The organism is Deefgea tanakiae (genome assembly GCF_019665765.1).
Taxonomy (GTDB): Bacteria; Pseudomonadota; Gammaproteobacteria; order Burkholderiales; family Chitinibacteraceae; genus Deefgea; species Deefgea tanakiae.
In genome coordinates, this window is sequence record NZ_CP081150.1 from 1,922,030 (window position 1) to 1,937,189 (window position 15,160).

At 48.8% G+C, this 15,160-nt stretch carries 16 protein-coding genes; 13 read left to right on the plus strand and 3 right to left on the minus strand.

The window, feature by feature from the left end:
• Position 1: 1 nt before the first annotated feature.
• The 10 genes from K4H28_RS08990 (at position 2) to K4H28_RS09035 (ending at position 6,770) form a co-directional block, all read left to right on the plus strand.
• Positions 2–223 (plus strand): hypothetical protein, encoded by a 222-nt coding sequence (locus tag K4H28_RS08990; protein WP_221004888.1) that lies wholly within the window; start codon positions 2–4, stop codon positions 221–223.
• A gap of 105 nt (positions 224–328) precedes the next feature.
• Entirely contained in the window at positions 329–862 is a 534-nt protein-coding gene (locus K4H28_RS08995; protein ID WP_221004889.1) for a hypothetical protein, read from the plus strand.
• A gap of 104 nt (positions 863–966) precedes the next feature.
• Positions 967–2,139, plus strand: a complete 1,173-nt coding sequence (hemW, locus tag K4H28_RS09000) for a radical SAM family heme chaperone HemW (protein WP_221004890.1) — start codon at positions 967–969, stop codon at positions 2,137–2,139.
• Positions 2,140–2,210: 71 nt separating this feature from the next.
• Positions 2,211–2,777, plus strand: a complete 567-nt coding sequence (locus K4H28_RS09005; RefSeq protein ID WP_221004891.1) for a flavin reductase family protein — start codon at positions 2,211–2,213, stop codon at positions 2,775–2,777.
• Positions 2,778–2,805: 28 nt separating this feature from the next.
• Positions 2,806–3,186, plus strand: coding sequence for a Rid family detoxifying hydrolase (locus K4H28_RS09010; RefSeq protein WP_221004892.1), 381 nt, complete (start codon positions 2,806–2,808; stop codon positions 3,184–3,186).
• 2 nt (positions 3,187–3,188) lie between these two features.
• Entirely contained in the window at positions 3,189–3,551 is a 363-nt protein-coding gene (locus K4H28_RS09015) for a DUF3147 family protein (RefSeq protein WP_221004893.1), read from the plus strand.
• 74 nt (positions 3,552–3,625) lie between these two features.
• Positions 3,626–4,048: a CoA-binding protein gene (locus K4H28_RS09020; protein WP_221004894.1), complete on the plus strand. Its 423-nt coding sequence runs from the start codon at positions 3,626–3,628 to the stop codon at positions 4,046–4,048.
• Positions 4,049–4,248: 200 nt separating this feature from the next.
• Entirely contained in the window at positions 4,249–5,079 is an 831-nt protein-coding gene (gene dapF / locus K4H28_RS09025) for a diaminopimelate epimerase (RefSeq protein ID WP_373312734.1), read from the plus strand.
• 75 nt (positions 5,080–5,154) lie between these two features.
• On the plus strand, positions 5,155–5,841 hold the full coding sequence (locus K4H28_RS09030; RefSeq protein ID WP_221004895.1) for a DUF484 family protein: 687 nt from the start codon (positions 5,155–5,157) through the stop codon (positions 5,839–5,841).
• Positions 5,838–6,770 (plus strand): tyrosine recombinase XerC, encoded by a 933-nt coding sequence (locus K4H28_RS09035; RefSeq protein ID WP_221004896.1) that lies wholly within the window; start codon positions 5,838–5,840, stop codon positions 6,768–6,770. Before K4H28_RS09030 ends, K4H28_RS09035 begins: the two co-directional genes overlap by 4 nt.
• A 49-nt stretch (positions 6,771–6,819) precedes the next feature.
• Here the strand turns inward: K4H28_RS09035 and K4H28_RS09040 are convergent, their stop codons facing one another.
• From K4H28_RS09040 to K4H28_RS09050, 3 genes are read right to left on the minus strand one after another with little or no spacing between them, the layout of a single operon-like run.
• Positions 6,820–8,391: a cyclic-di-GMP receptor FimW-related protein gene (locus K4H28_RS09040; RefSeq protein ID WP_221004897.1), complete on the minus strand. Its 1,572-nt coding sequence runs from the start codon at positions 8,389–8,391 to the stop codon at positions 6,820–6,822.
• A 15-nt stretch (positions 8,392–8,406) separates the two neighbouring features.
• Positions 8,407–9,726, minus strand: a complete 1,320-nt coding sequence (gene bioA, locus K4H28_RS09045) for an adenosylmethionine--8-amino-7-oxononanoate transaminase (protein ID WP_221004898.1) — start codon at positions 9,724–9,726, stop codon at positions 8,407–8,409.
• Positions 9,727–9,757: 31 nt separating this feature from the next.
• Positions 9,758–12,388 (minus strand): cation-translocating P-type ATPase, encoded by a 2,631-nt coding sequence (locus K4H28_RS09050; protein WP_221004899.1) that lies wholly within the window; start codon positions 12,386–12,388, stop codon positions 9,758–9,760.
• Between the two features lie 66 nt (positions 12,389–12,454).
• Between K4H28_RS09050 and ltaE the strand changes: the two genes are divergently transcribed.
• From ltaE to K4H28_RS09065, 3 genes are all read left to right on the plus strand, one after another.
• Positions 12,455–13,483 carry a low-specificity L-threonine aldolase gene (ltaE, locus tag K4H28_RS09055; protein ID WP_221004900.1) on the plus strand — a complete coding sequence of 343 codons (1,029 nt, stop codon included), beginning with the start codon at positions 12,455–12,457 and terminating at the stop codon, positions 13,481–13,483.
• A 200-nt stretch (positions 13,484–13,683) separates the two neighbouring features.
• Positions 13,684–14,241 (plus strand): hypothetical protein, encoded by a 558-nt coding sequence (locus tag K4H28_RS09060; protein ID WP_221004901.1) that lies wholly within the window; start codon positions 13,684–13,686, stop codon positions 14,239–14,241.
• 102 nt (positions 14,242–14,343) lie between these two features.
• On the plus strand, positions 14,344–15,135 hold the full coding sequence (locus tag K4H28_RS09065) for a DUF4344 domain-containing metallopeptidase (protein WP_221004902.1): 792 nt from the start codon (positions 14,344–14,346) through the stop codon (positions 15,133–15,135).
• The last annotated feature ends 25 nt before the right edge of the window (positions 15,136–15,160 follow it).

The following is a 15,160-nucleotide window of genomic DNA, read 5'->3' on the forward strand; positions in this document are numbered from 1 at the left end:
AATGAGCACCGATGAAAGTCGCTGGGCGCGCTGGGTCAGAGATGATGGCTCAGTCGTCTCTTGCACCGAAAAAGTCAAAGTGATGAATGAAAACCTCGATGAACTGATGCAAATGGCGCAAGACTTGTTTGAAGATGGATTACTGATGGAAGTTTCAGAAGAACAAATAAGAAGTGTGCTGGTCAATATGGTCAGCCAGTTGCACAATCCATACCAAAGATAAGCTCGATTTATACAACGTCACTTGAAACCGAACCGATAAACTAAACATATTAGCTATTCGGCCGTAATCACACGATCAAACTTAACCACTTTCAGAGCGGACCCCATGTTAAAACAAAGCCTTCTTGCAATCGCACTCATTCTACCGATGAGCGTTTATGCCTCTAGTACCAAAAAGCCAGAAGCCGGCTCCCCCTTTACCAAAGCGCGCAACCAAGCTGCAGGTAATTTAAGCACCAATATCGTTACTCTGCAAAAAATGGCGAACCTATGCACGAACGATAAAAATGCTGACAAAATTAAAACATCGGTTTCTGATTGGCAAACGCGTAACAAACCATTCTTAAAAATGCACTATGGCTATGTCACCGCCCTGATTGAATCAGTACAAGAAAAAGCGACCGAAGAAGAGCTTAAAAAATTCAAAGAAAACTTGGTTAAGGTGAATAATGACAATGCCAATACCATTATAAAAACCCTAGTCGACAAAGACGGTAAAGATTTGGCGTGTGAAAAATATTTCACTTATCTTGATGGCGGCGAAATGGATATTAAAGCCGGCAAACCAGACTACGCCACGCTAAAAGAAATGCTGGATTTTGCCAATAAGGCCCCTGCAGAGACCAAAGCGAAGAAATAAGTCGCCTTACTTTTCGCGATAGCAAAGACCCATCTTTGGTACTCGCGTTTATATTTTCTACCTTCAAGAGCCCAAGATGGGCTCTTGAACCTTTTAGCGACACTATGCAAACCGTTTCCTTCTCGCAATCAGGCCTCACAGCCCTGCCACCTTTAGCGCTCTATATTCACTTCCCATGGTGTGTGCGCAAATGCCCATATTGCGATTTTAATTCGCATGCGGTCAAAGACGGCGTGCCAGAAGTCGCCTATATCGACGCGCTGATTGCCGACCTTGAAAGCAATCTACCGCAAGTATGGGGGCGGTCAGTTTCCAGTATTTTCATGGGCGGCGGCACGCCAAGTCTGTTTTCTGCTGCCAGCATGGATCGCTTGCTCGAAGCGATTCGCGCCCGCATCAAACTCAATCCCGATGCCGAAATCACGCTAGAAGCCAATCCAGGCACGTTTGAAATCGAGAAATTTGCTGGCTACAAAGCCGCAGGGATCAACCGTCTTTCGATTGGTATTCAAAGTTTTAACGCCGAACATTTGACCGCGCTGGGGCGAATTCATAACCGCGATGAAGCACTACGCGCGATTGAAATCGCCGCCAAGCATTTTGATAATTACAACCTCGACATCATGTACGCGCTGCCCAAGCAAACGCTGCTTGAGGCGGAAGCGGATATCGACCAAGCGATTGCCTGCGGTTCAACGCATTTATCGGCTTATCATTTAACGCTAGAACCCAATACGCTGTTTCACCGATACCCGCCTGCGCTGCCCGATGACGATCTTGCCGCCGATATGCAAGAAATGATTGAAGCCAAACTCGCCGCAGCGGGATTTGAGCATTATGAAACCAGTGCATTTGCAAAGTCAGGTCGCCGCAGCCAGCATAATTTGAATTACTGGCAATTTGGCGATTACCTCGGCATCGGCGCAGGCGCACATGGCAAAATCAGTTTTCACGATAAAATCATTCGCCAAGCACGCTTTAAGCAGCCAAGCGAATATCTAGCTAAAATGGCCGCTGGTTCAGCGATTCAAACTGAAGAAATCATTGAAAAATCAGCACTACCGTTTGAGTTTATGCTCAATACTTTGCGCTTAACGGGCGGCTTTCCGATTGCGTTGTTTACCGAGCGAACCGGACTGCCGATGACTAAAATCATTCACGAAATCGAGCGTGCCTGTGCGGAAGGTTTGTTAGAGCGCGATTTACATCACGTAAAACCAACCCTTAAAGGTCAGCGCTTTTTAAATGTATTGATGGAACGATTTTTACCTGAATAATTAAGCATCATGTATATAAGTATAAGCAATTAAAATAAATGGCTATAGCCATATACCCACTGGATAAAATTATGGAATGGCCTGTTTCAGCACTCACAGCAAGCGAGAAATATACTCTAATCACCGATTGCGTCGTACCGCGCCCGATTGCCTGGGTGAGCAGCGTCGATGTACTCGGCAAGGTCAATATTGCACCGTTTTCTTACTTTAATATTGTGTCCAGCGATCCGCTGATTGTCTCGCTCAGCGTCAACCGCCGCATGGCAGACAATGGCTGCTGCGAACAAAAAGATACCGCGCTTAATTTGCTCAGCGGTGGAGATTGCGTCATTCACATTCCATCGCACGACCACGCGCCTGCGGTGCATGCGACGGGTTCAAGCACGCCGCCAAGCGACGCGCAAATTGATGCGCTCGGTCTGCAGTTTTGCGCCGCGCAAGCCGTCAAAACGCCACGCATTCAAAACTGCGCCGTCGCACTCGAAGGCCGTTTATTGCAAAATATCGAAGTCGGAAATCCCGTCGTAGCCGACCTGATCTTGGTCGAAATCGTCCACATTTTCGCCGCCGATGATTTAATGCACAATGGCCATGTTCATCCTGAGCCGTATTCGATTAATGCAATGAAACGCACATAACTACCTAACACTCCACGAGGAATAAAACATGACCAAAGAAATCATCCATTCAGACAACGCCCCTAAAGCCGTTGGTACGTACTCGCAAGCAATTAAAGTCGGTAATACCGTGTATTTATCCGGCCAAATCGGCCTTGATCCAGAGAGCAATGTGTTGGTCGAAGGTTTTGAAGCGCAAACGCATCAAGTGTTCCAAAATCTACGCGCTGTGTGCCAAGCGGCGGGCGGCGATTTGTCCGATATCGTGAAGCTGGGCGTGTTTGTCGTGGATTTGGCTAACTTTGCCAAGCTCAATGAAATCATGGGTGAATATTTCACCGCACCCTTCCCTGCGCGCGCTGCGGTGCAAGCAGCAGCGCTTCCGAAAGGTGCGATTGTGGAAGCTGATGCGGTCATGGTCTTAGCGTAAACATGAATTTAAGCGGCTATTTAATTGCCAAATACCTGATCACCGCGGCTTTGGTGGTCGGGATTTCTGAAATTGCCAGCCGCTATGAACGTATCGGCGGACTACTGGCGGCGTTGCCGCTGGTGACCTGTTTAACGCTGATTTGGCTGTACGTCGAAAAACAGCCATCAGACAAAATCGCCGCGCATGCGTGGTATACGTTTTGGTATGTGCTACCGACTTTGCCGATGTTTTTAGCATTTCCTATATTGTTTCAGCGTTTTGGTTTCTGGCCTGCGCTAGGGATTTCGTCTGTTGCTACCGTTGCACTATTTTTCCTCTACGCCCACCTAGTAGCACGATTTTTTCAGATTCATTTACTATAAAATTACCTTTAGTATTGCCGTCTAATCCTCGTTGCTCATAGCATACCAAGAGATACCCAACACAAGGAAGCACCATGGCTTTTCAAAATCCATCTGATGCCCAAATCAAAACCATGCTGGAGTCGACCCATCGCATTGCAGTGGTTGGGCTTTCAGATAAAACCAATCGCGCCAGCCATGGCGTGAGCAAGTTAATGCAGCAATGGGGTTTTAAAATCGTTCCGGTTACGCCAAAGCCACAGGCCGAGATTTTGGGTGAACCGGTCTATCCCGATTTAGCCAGCGTGCCGGGTGAGATTGATCTGGTGAATGTATTTCGCCGCAGCGAAGAAGCGGGTGAGGTGGTCGATCAAGCGATTGCTCGTGACGCAAAGTTCATCTGGCTACAATTGGGTATCTTTGATGAAGCCGCCGCAGCGCGCGCCCACGCGGCAGGGATTCCGATTGTGATGGATCGCTGCTTGATGGTTGAATACGGTCGTTTGTTTACTGATTAAGTGTTTCAAAAAACCGTTATCCTTCTTAGGGACAAGCAAGGCGGCTCCTAACCGGCCGCCGATTTATTATGGTGGTTTAACCCTTCCCACACGCAATCTGTTTCACTGATTGCAGTCTATTTACACGCCGAACAGCAATGCGTTTCACTTATTGCGGCCTGCATGCTAGCCTTAGCAGACTTTATAAAAACTCGAATATCATGAAACTTAATTTCAGCAAAATGCACGGTCTGGGTAATGACTTTATGGTGATTGATGGCGTGCGCCAAACAGTTGCGCTCAGCAATGAAGTGATCGGTCAACTCGGCCATCGTCAATTTGGGATTGGTTTTGATCAGCTATTGTTAGTTGAAGCCAGCCAAACGCCCGGCATTGATTTTCGCTATCGGATTTTTAATTGCGATGGTTCTGAAGTGGAGCAATGCGGCAATGGCTCACGTTGCTTTGCGCGTTTTGTATTCGATCAAGGCTTGACCGACAAAAACGAAATCGCCGTTGAAACCGCCAAAGGCGTGATTTATCCGCGCCTAGAAAGCAATGGTCTGGTCACCGTCAATATGGGCGCGCCGCGCTTTAAGCCGAGCGAAATTCCGTTTGAAGCACCGAACGAAGCGATTATCGATCCGCTGATTGTGGATGGTCAGGTTTACGATATTTCAGTCGTGTCGATGGGCAATCCTCACGCGGTGCAAGTCGTCGATGATGTCGACACTGCGCCTGTCGCCTTGCACGGCACGCTGATTGAAAATCACAAACGCTTCCCGCAAAAAGTAAACGCTGGCTTTATGCAAATTGTGGGTCGCAGCGAAATCCGTTTGCGCGTATTTGAGCGTGCGGCGGGCGAAACACTCGCCTGCGGTACCGGTGCTTGCGCTGCCGTCGTAGCGGGGATTCGCCGTGGTCTGCTGGACGAAACGGTGCTCGTACATACGCGTGGTGGTGACTTGACGATTTCTTGGGCGGGTAACGATGCGCCCGTGATGATGACGGGTCCTGCCGTCACCGTATTTGAAGGTAGTATTGAACTATAAGCATGATTAAATAATGGCTAGGGCTATATACCCAAACCATGAGATAGTTGTCAGACCCAATAAAAAGGATAAGAAATGCAAGCCAGTGAAGTGGTGCAGTGGTTAAAGCAAAATCCAGAATTTTTTGATGTGTTTGCCGATGACTTGGCGGAAATTTATGTACCGCACAATCATCGCGGTCATGCCGTATCTTTGGCAGAGCGCCAGTTGCTCACCTTGCGTGATAAAAACCGCACTCTGGAAACGCGTTTGGGTGAATTGCTGCAATTTGGCGTCGATAATGACACGATTTCCGACATGCTGCACCAGCTTACCGTCGATTTGATGAAAGCAGCCGATGTGCCGAGCATTATCGGCACCTTGGAATACCACCTGAAAGAGAAATTTGCCGTGCCGCATATGGCGCTGCGCCTGTGGTTGCCCAATTTCGAATCGAATTTACGCGAATTTTCACCGGTTGATGAAAATATCCATAAGCTCACCGACAATCTGATCACGCCGTATTGCGGCCCATATGTGACCGACGATGTGCTCAATTGGTTTGCGCTAGAAACTGGCACTCTGAATTCATTCGCTCAGTTTGCGCTACGCACCAGCGGCGCGCCATTTGGTATTTTGGTCTTAGCCAGCCCCGACGCAGAGCGTTTTTATCCCGAGATGGGCACGCTGTACTTGCAACGACTCTCCGAGCTGGTTTCTGCTGCGATTCGTCGCGTTGTACCACAACCACAAGCAGCGGCGATTGAAGCCGAAACCGTTTGAAATTCAAGTCTTCCAGCACCAGCGAAGCCGTGCTGCTCCATCCACAAACGGAGCAGCACTTTGCACACTTTTACCGCTACTTATCTGGCGAAAAAGCAGCGAGCCCGCACACTCACACCGCTTACCAACGCGATCTGGCTCAACTGGCCGCTTGTGCCAAAGATAAGGATTTAGCCACGCTAAATCCATTGGCGATTCGCGGTTTTGTTCGACAACTCGCAAGTCAAGGGCTCTCTGGCCGTTCGATTGCTCGCATCCTTTCGGCGTGGCGCGCTTTTTATCGCCTGATGTGCCGTGACTTTAAGTGGCCCATCAATCCAGTCGAAGGCGTTAAAGCCCCCAAATCGAGTAAACCACTACCTGCGGCACTTAATGCCGATGATGCGGTGGGTTTTTTAGAAAATTTACCCGATGCAGAGCCACTGCAAGCGCGCGATAAAGCGATTTTCGAGCTCGCTTATTCTTCGGGGCTGCGGGTCAGTGAATTAGTCAGTTTGCAATTGGTCGAATTGGATTTGCACCAAGGTTTGGCCTCCGTGACGGGTAAAGGCAATAAGACCCGTATTGTCCCCATCGGCCATATGGCGCAAGAAGCCATTCGGCGATGGTTGCTGCTGCGGCCACAATTGGCGCATCCCAATGCGCACACGGTCTTTGTGAGTAATAAAGGTACACCGCTCACTACCCGTGCGGTGCAATTACGGCTAAGGCAATGGCAAGAAACGCTCGGCATTACTGAGCCACTTTACCCGCACAAACTGCGCCACAGTTGCGCCAGCCATTTATTGCAATCATCGAGCGATTTGCGCGCAGTGCAAGAGTTACTCGGCCACGCCAGTATTGCCACCACGCAAGTGTATACGCATTTAGATTTCCAACACTTGTCAGCCACTTATGACAACGCTCACCCCAGAGCAAAAAAAGCCTAGCGTATTGATCGCTAGGCTTTTAAATTAATCGGTTTCAACTACATACCCATTAGTCTGTCGTATATTCAAATAAATCATAACCCATTTGCTGCTCGACCAATTTGGCACTGCGCAGCTTGGTTTCTTCGCCATGACTGTCAATCACCGAAAACTCGCGCATCGGTGTATAGCATCCTTTTGCCGCAACCACGCGTTGCGACTGTTTGAGTGCCACGATACTCGGTAGCAGCAAGGCGGCTTGGTACTTGGTTTCGCCATTGCCTAAAGGCCGAACCAAGACAGGAATGGCTTTGGCACTCATCACTTGCAAGCCCATTTCAGTGGCACCATCATGACGCTGCTGCAACCAGCGAATCGACGCCACCATCCATCCGGCATCACTGGCGGCACGAATAGCGACAATTTCACCAGGTTTAGCCTGCTCACTGGGCAGTTCACGCGCCAAAATCGCATAACCACCGGGGCTTTCGTTAATCACTTGCCATGGAATCGGCTGCAATTCACTTGAATCCAAAGACTTAAACGAAGTAGAGACATCACTGCCACCCAACGATGGACGCAAGGGTATCCCACCATTTAATTGCAGCACCGAAAACGGCAAACCCAGTACCACCTCGACCGAGGCATCGGCCGGAATCCGTTGATAAAGACGCTGCGGAGAGATACTCCATTGCCGAATCACTCGCCGCAGCAACTCCAGCCACATTTGCACTTTTTGGCGGTCATGCGCCAAAGGTACTTTTAACTCCACATTGCTTTCTGCTTTATGCAGCTTTTTAGCCAATTCAATCGTATCAAACAACAAACACTGACCGGTTAAATGATCTAAAGAGCGATTACCAACAAACTGCGGTGGGCGATCAAGATCGAGTTCAATCAGGAAAAATCCCGCTGATGAGTTGAGTTTACTGACCGACTGAAAATGCGCGTACGAAGCATAGCCTTCGATGATTTCGATAATCTTATCGAGTTCAGGCCCAGAAAAACGCTGCGGATCGGCTAAAGCCAATAAGAGAATTTGCTTGTACAGCGTCGCAATCGAGCGAGACGCTTTTTCCTTTGGATTTTCGCTTTTGCGCTCGTCCAAAAATTTATTTTCAACGGCATAGCGAAATATTTGATGAATCTCGGCCCATAAACCCACGGGTAAAGGCTGAAATAGACGCATGCATACTTGGTAAGTTCGCCAGAAACAATACAGCACCGATTGCATCAGCAATGGCACCATTTTGCTTGAGGTAAAGAATGAGAATTTCTTCTCGACTTTATCCATCAAGGCTTGCTTCCAGCCCAAGGTCATTTCCAGCCACAAATTGAGCGCCAACTGTGCCGCTTGGCGCGCACTGTCTTTCATCGGCAGGCCAGGCGAGGCATACGCCGATTCAAATGCACCAGTGAGCATTTCTAAAGAGTTTTGATATTCGTCGAGTAATTTAACTCGATCTTCAGCCTCTAATTTAATCCGATTGAGGGTCGATAAGGCATCGAGCAACATTCGGCCCGCTTCCATGACATTACCCGCAGGCAAGGCGATGAGCCATTCGCGTAAATGCAATGGATTGGTTTCAACCGAACGAGCTAAGTTCGGATCAGGTTCAGGTAGCGTAAGTTGTAAAGGCATCGGTTCGTAATTGAGTTACCAGCATTTCTCTAGGGCATTTAAAGTGCCAGCGAGCAAAAATTGAGCTTCAGCGTCAGTCATCGTATAGGGTGGCATAAAATAGAGCGTATTGCCGATCGGGCGCAATAAAATTTCTTCTTTTAGCGCCGCCACAAAGCACTCGGTGGCAAAGTTTGGCGATACATCGCTGATTTCAAACGCCCAAATCATTCCGCACTGTCGCCAGTTTTGAATTCGTGGGTGTTGCGCCAAAGGTGCAAAAATCTCACTAAAGCGTGCGGATTTTTCGCGATTAACAGCAATCACATCATCATCTTTAAATATTGCCAAAGTGGCCAAGGCTGCCGCACACGCCAATGCATTGCCAGTATACGAATGAGAATGCAAAAAAGCTTTGGCGGTTTCATCAGCATAAAAGGCAGTATAGACCGCTTCACTGCATAAAACAGCAGCCAAGGGCAAATACCCCCCAGTAATACCTTTTGATAGGCACAGTAAATCGGGCTTAATCCCCGCTTGTTCACAAGCAAACATCGTTCCTGTGCGACCAAAACCCACTGCAATTTCATCAGCGATCAATAACACATTGTATTGATCACACAGTATTCGCGCCTGTGCCAGATAAATAGGATGATACATCGCCATACCTGCCGCACCTTGCACCAGCGGCTCGACAATCAGTGCTGCAATTTCGCTGTGATGCGCAGTCAGTACTCGTTCTAAATCTTGCAATGCACACAGCGCAACGTCTTCGGCTGTTTGTTCACCCTGTGCTTGGCGTGAATCAGGGCTTTGTACTGCAAAATTCTCTCGCACTAAAGGCGCATACGCAGTGCGGAAAATGGGCACATCGGTGACCGATAGCGCCCCCATGGTTTCACCGTGATAGCTGTCTTGCAAATAGATGAAACGATTTTTTTCCGGCAGCCCCAAGTTGCGCCAATAATGAGCCGCCATTTTCAGCGCAATTTCCGTCGCCGACGCACCATCTGAACCATAAAACGCGTGACCAAGTCCGGTTAATTCGGCGAGTTGCTCAGATAGTTCCACCACCGGCTGATGCGTAAACCCCGCCAACATCACATGCTCAAGTTGATCCATTTGCGCAGTAATAGCCGCTTTGATGCGCGGCTGATTGTGGCCGAATAAATTCACCCACCAACTCGATACCGCATCCAAATATCGATGGCCGTCCATGTCGTATAGCCAAACGCCATCGCCGCGCGCAATCGGAATCAAAGGCAGCGTCTCGTGCCGCTTCATTTGCGTGCAAGGGTGCCAAACGGCAGCCAAGCTGCGATTCAACCAAGTTTGATTTTGAGCGTTTTGATCCATCAAGATGTAGCCATTCAACACAATAATCAGCTTATCTTACCGATTTTCTGGCTGCGGCTGTAGTCAGCATTTTTTCTAGCTCCACCAAAGCGGCAATCAACAACGCTCCCGCGACGATCCAAATCCAGTACTGCGTCGGAAACGGGCTGGATGCAAACAAGCGATTCATCGGCGACCAATAGGTAAAGAGCCCTTGCAGCACAATCATTGAGCCACTGCCAAACCAGACCCACGGATTGCTCCACCAACCTAAAGTCCAGCAACCGCCAGTTAAAGAGCGGCAAGTAAATAAATAGGCAATTTCACCGACAACAAAAGCATTGACAGCTATCGTTCGTGCTTGCTCTACAGGGACTTTCAGCGCCAAAGCCCAATAAAATAGACCAAATACCAAGATTAAAAACAATGATCCAACCAAAACCATCCGAATCACCAGCGTTTTACCCAGCAACGGGCTAGTGGGATTGCGTGGAGGCTGCTGCATTACCGTGGGCTCGACCGGCTCAAACGCCAGCATCATGCCCAACAACAGCGCCGTACTCATATTGATCCAGAGGATTTGCAGCGGCGTCACCGGCAGTAGCGTGCCGCTTAAAATCGCCACTAGAATGACGCAGCCTTCGCCGATATTGGTCGGTAAAGTCCAAGTAATGAATTTCTGTAAATTGGCGTACACGCCCCGCCCTTGCCGCACGGCGGCGACCAAGGTCGCAAAATTATTGTCAGTGAGCACCATTGCCGCGGCTTCTTTCGCCACCTCGGTACCGCCCTTCCCCATTGCGATGCCAATCTCAGCAGCTTTGAGTGCGGGCGCGTCATTTACACCATCCCCCGTCATCGCAACAATTTCACCGTTAGCTTGTAATGCTCGAACCAGTTCGAGTTTTTGCTCGGGCGCAACACGCGCAAACACTGCCACATTACGCACAATCTCTTGCAATTGCTGTGGGCTATTTTTGGCTAACTCTTGGCCAGTAAGAACTGTCGTGTTGGCTTGCATCAAGCCCAATTGCGTCGCAATCGCTGCCGCCGTCACCGGATGATCGCCGGTAATCATTTTGATGCGAATACCCGCAGCTTGGCATTGCTCAATCGCCGCATTAACCTCTTGGCGTGGCGGATCGATCATGCCGATCAAGCCTAAAAAGTGCCAATTACTGGCTGGATTGGGCGTGTTTAAATCGAGCTCTAGTTCAAGCTTAGCTTCGTCACTGTCTCGCACCGCAAAAGCCAACACGCGCAAACCCATGGCGGCCATTTCACTGACTTGAGCAGCGACCTCGTCACCCAAAGCACACAAGGGCAAAATGACTTCCGGCGCGCCTTTGATGTAATGCTGCGCGATCGTGTTATCAACTACCTGATGCAAGGTCTGCATACTTTTGCGTTCGGCGCTGAACGGCACCGCATCTTGCCTTGGTGCTTGCTGGCGAATTTGCGTGACATCCATTCCCATTTGCTGCGCCAATACCAATAGCGCAGTTTCAGTCGGATCCCCCGTAAATGAACCATCAGCAAGCTGCATCGCATCGTTGCATAGTACTGCCCCGTGAATCAGGAGCAATGTATCTTTCTCTATGTCTTTATTATCAAAGACTCCATCAATATACTTAAGATCAATAATTGTTTTAGCTACACACAGCGCAGTCACCGTCATACGATTTTCAGTCAAGGTGCCGGTTTTATCCGAGCAAATCACCGTTGTGCCGCCCAAGGTTTCTACCGCAGGTAAGTGGCGAATAATCGCGCCTTGCTTGGCCATTCGCGCTACGCCAATCGCCAGCGTGATCGTCACAGCGGCCGGCAAGCCCTCGGGAATTGCACCAATCGCCAACGCGACTGCAGCCATAAACATGGCATACGCGCTTTCGCCACGCATCAAACCCACGGCAAACGTCACCGCCGCCAAGGCGATGATGATCCACAAGAGTTGATTAGCAAATTGCGCGATTTGCCGCGTCAACGGCGTGATCATCGCGTCAGTTCGCAATAAACTGGCCGCAATTTTTCCCGTCTCGGTATTTAATCCGGTCGCGACAACCACGCCTTTTGCATTACCACGCAACAGCATCGTGCCGCCAAACACCATATTGCCGCGCTCAGCCAATTGCGTTGCGGCATCCAGCACATCGATGTGCTTATTGACGGGCAAGGATTCACCGGTCAACATTGCCTCATGTGCCGCCAATTCATTGGCATGAAATAATCGCAAATCGGCAGGGACTTTGTCCCCTGCAGCCAAGTGCACCACATCACCCGGCACCAATTCTTCGACCGCCAAACGCAGCGCTTGCCCAGCGCGCACCGTATGAACGTCTTGCCCTAGATGCTCGGCCAAAGCCAACAGCGCTTGCTCAGCGCGGCCTTCTTGAATCAAGCCAACAGCCGCATTAATTACGACAACGCCAAAAATCACTGAAGCATCGACCCATTCGCCCAATATCAGCGTCACGGCCCCTGCGAAAATCAACACCAAGACCAAAGGCTGCGATAACTGATTCCAAATGCGCCGCCATAACGGCACCGTAACAGCAGTCGGTAATTGATTTTTGCCGTATTCCAGTTGCCGCGTTTGCGCGAGCTCATTGCTCAAGCCTTCCTCTGGATGCGACTGCCAGTGCGCAAGGACTTCGTCCGAACTCATTTGATGCCAAATCTTCACAATCGGCCTCCATAGGCTGGAATGCTCTATTTAGTTTAGACTGCTTAAATCCAAAAAGGAGCCTCTATGGACAATATACTGGACTTGCGCAGCGACACTGTTACTCAGCCCACACCTGCCATGCGTATGGCAATGGCCAATGCCATCGTAGGCGATGATTGTTATGGCGATGATCCAACGGTCATTGAACTAGAACAACAAGCTGCGGCGAAACTGGGTAAAGCCGCCGCACTCTTTGTACCGACTGGCACGATGGGCAATCAATTGGCAATTTTCACGCATTGCCAGCCCGGCAATGAAGTAATTGTTGGCGATGATAGTCATATTGTTTGGCATGAAGTAGGAGCCGCCGCAGTCATTAGCGGCGTGCAACTTCGGACGATTGAAAGTCATCTTGGCGCACTCGATGCGGCCAAAATCCATAGCAAAATCCGCCACGGAGCTGATATTCATGAGCCACAAACCGGCTTGATTTGCGTCGAAAACGCGCATTCAAATGGCCGCGTGATTCCACTGGCAACAATGCAAGAAATTTGGCAAGTTGCGCAAGCTGAAAACGTGCCGGTGCATTTAGACGGTGCTCGTGTGTTTAACGCCGCAGCCCATTTGAACGTCGACGTGCGCGAGATCACGCAGTATTGCGATACGGTGATGTTTTGCTTGAGCAAAGGCTTAGCCGCGCCAATTGGCTCAATATTGGCTGGCAATGAGGCATTTATTGCTAAAGCACGCAAAAAACGCAAACTACTCGGTGGCGGTTTGCGTCAAGTTGGCGTATTGGCAGCACCCGGATTGATTGCACTCAATGAAATGCCACAGCGTTTACATGAGGACCACCGCAATGCGCAATTACTAGCTCAGCAGCTATCTACGATTGAGGGAATTGAAATTGATTTATCCGCGGTGCACATCAATATGGTGTGGTTGCGCTTCACCCGCGAGCTTGACGTAGAATTTCTAATGCAAACACTCACGCAAGCGCAAATCAAAGCCAATCCACCTGAACACGGCTGGATGCGACTGGTGACACATTGGCAAATTACAAACGCAGATTTATCAAGAATCGTCAGCGCCTTGAAGACTGCTTTAAACTAATTTTTAAACGCCAATCGGGCAAGTCGCATGCACAAACTCGTCTTTGATACTTACTTTTCTTACTTAAAACATCATTTAAGTCATCAATTTCTGACTTAGTTACAATTTTGACACGAGGCTAAGCTATTTTTTTGCACTGAATAAGCATTCAACTACAATAATGTTGTCAACACAAAAACCAATCAAAAGGCTTACACATCATGAAAAAACGTTCAGTTCTAGTTGCAGCGATTCTTTCTCTTGCCAGCGTAACTGCGATGGCCGCTACAGCAAGCGCACCTATGAAAGGTGAAGGTGGTAACGACAAAGCAACTGCACCAATGAAGGGTGAAGGCGGCAACGACAAAGCAGCTAAACCCATGAAAGGCGAAGGCGGCAACGACAAAGCGGCTAAACCTATGAAAGGCGAAGGCGGCAACGACAAAGCAGCTAAACCAATGAAAGGCGAAGGCGGCAACGACAAAGCCACTGCACCAATGAAAGGCGAAGGCGGCAATGACAAAGCCACTGCACCAATGAAAGGTGAAGGCGGCAACGACAAAGCGGCTAAACCTATGAAAGGCGAAGGCGGCAACGACAAAGCAGCAAAACCTATGAAAGGTGAAGGCGGCAACGACAAAGCGGCTAAACCTATGAAAGGCGAAGGCGGCAACGACAAAGCAGCTAAACCAATGAAAGGTGAAGGCGGCAATGACAAAGCAGCTAAACCTATGAAAGGCGAAGGCGGCAATGACAAAGCAGTAGCGCCAACGAAGTAATTAAATTGAATATTGCTGCGAAAATGATCGATTTTAATTGCGGCATACGCGTTTAAAGTAAAGGGTGGTTTTAGGCCACCCTTTTTCTATCGGGAGAAAAAGATGCGAAACATCGTTCGATTTATTTCAACGGCAATATTTTCAGCAACATTAAATATCGCTTTTGCAGCACCGCAAGTGATCGTCACCTATACACCGCCTGCTGATGAAAACTTGAAACCCTATTATGAATTTTTAAAATCACATCAAGCACTCGAATCCGCCGGCAAAACCGCCGCACTCCTCAAATGGCCAACGCCGATTACACTCGAAACCAAACAATGCAATGAAGTGAATGCAATGTATGTGCCGGGTGAAGCTCGCGTCATAATGTGCTATGAAATTTTCAAAGACTTAGTAGAGAAAGTAGAAGCGCAACTGGGGCATCATGACCAGAACTACCGCAATGACATCAAAAGAAATGCGGCTATTTTTCTATTTAGGCATGAATTAAGTCATGCGATTTTCGATATCTTCAAAATCCCATTGATTGGCAACGAAGAAATTGCTGCTGATGCGGTGGCCTTTCATTACTCGCTCGAACAAAAAAATATCGAGGAAGTGAAAAAAGTATTGCAAGGTGCCAAATTCTATTTCATGCGCAGAAATGAAAATTTTGGTGACGACACCCGCTACGATTTCGGTGCTTTTTCCGATATTCACCCGCTATCTGAGCAACGTTATTTCAATATGCTCTGCTATACCTATGCCAAATTCCCGGAGCAAGCCGAGTTTCTAGTGAAACAAGAACTATTACCACAAGGACGTGCTGACTATTGCCCTCGCGAATGGGATCAACTGCAATATGGCGTTCAGCGACTAATTCGCCCCTATGCGGTAAAGTTAAAAAAATAAGAACACCGTGCTGGGGGATGTCTGT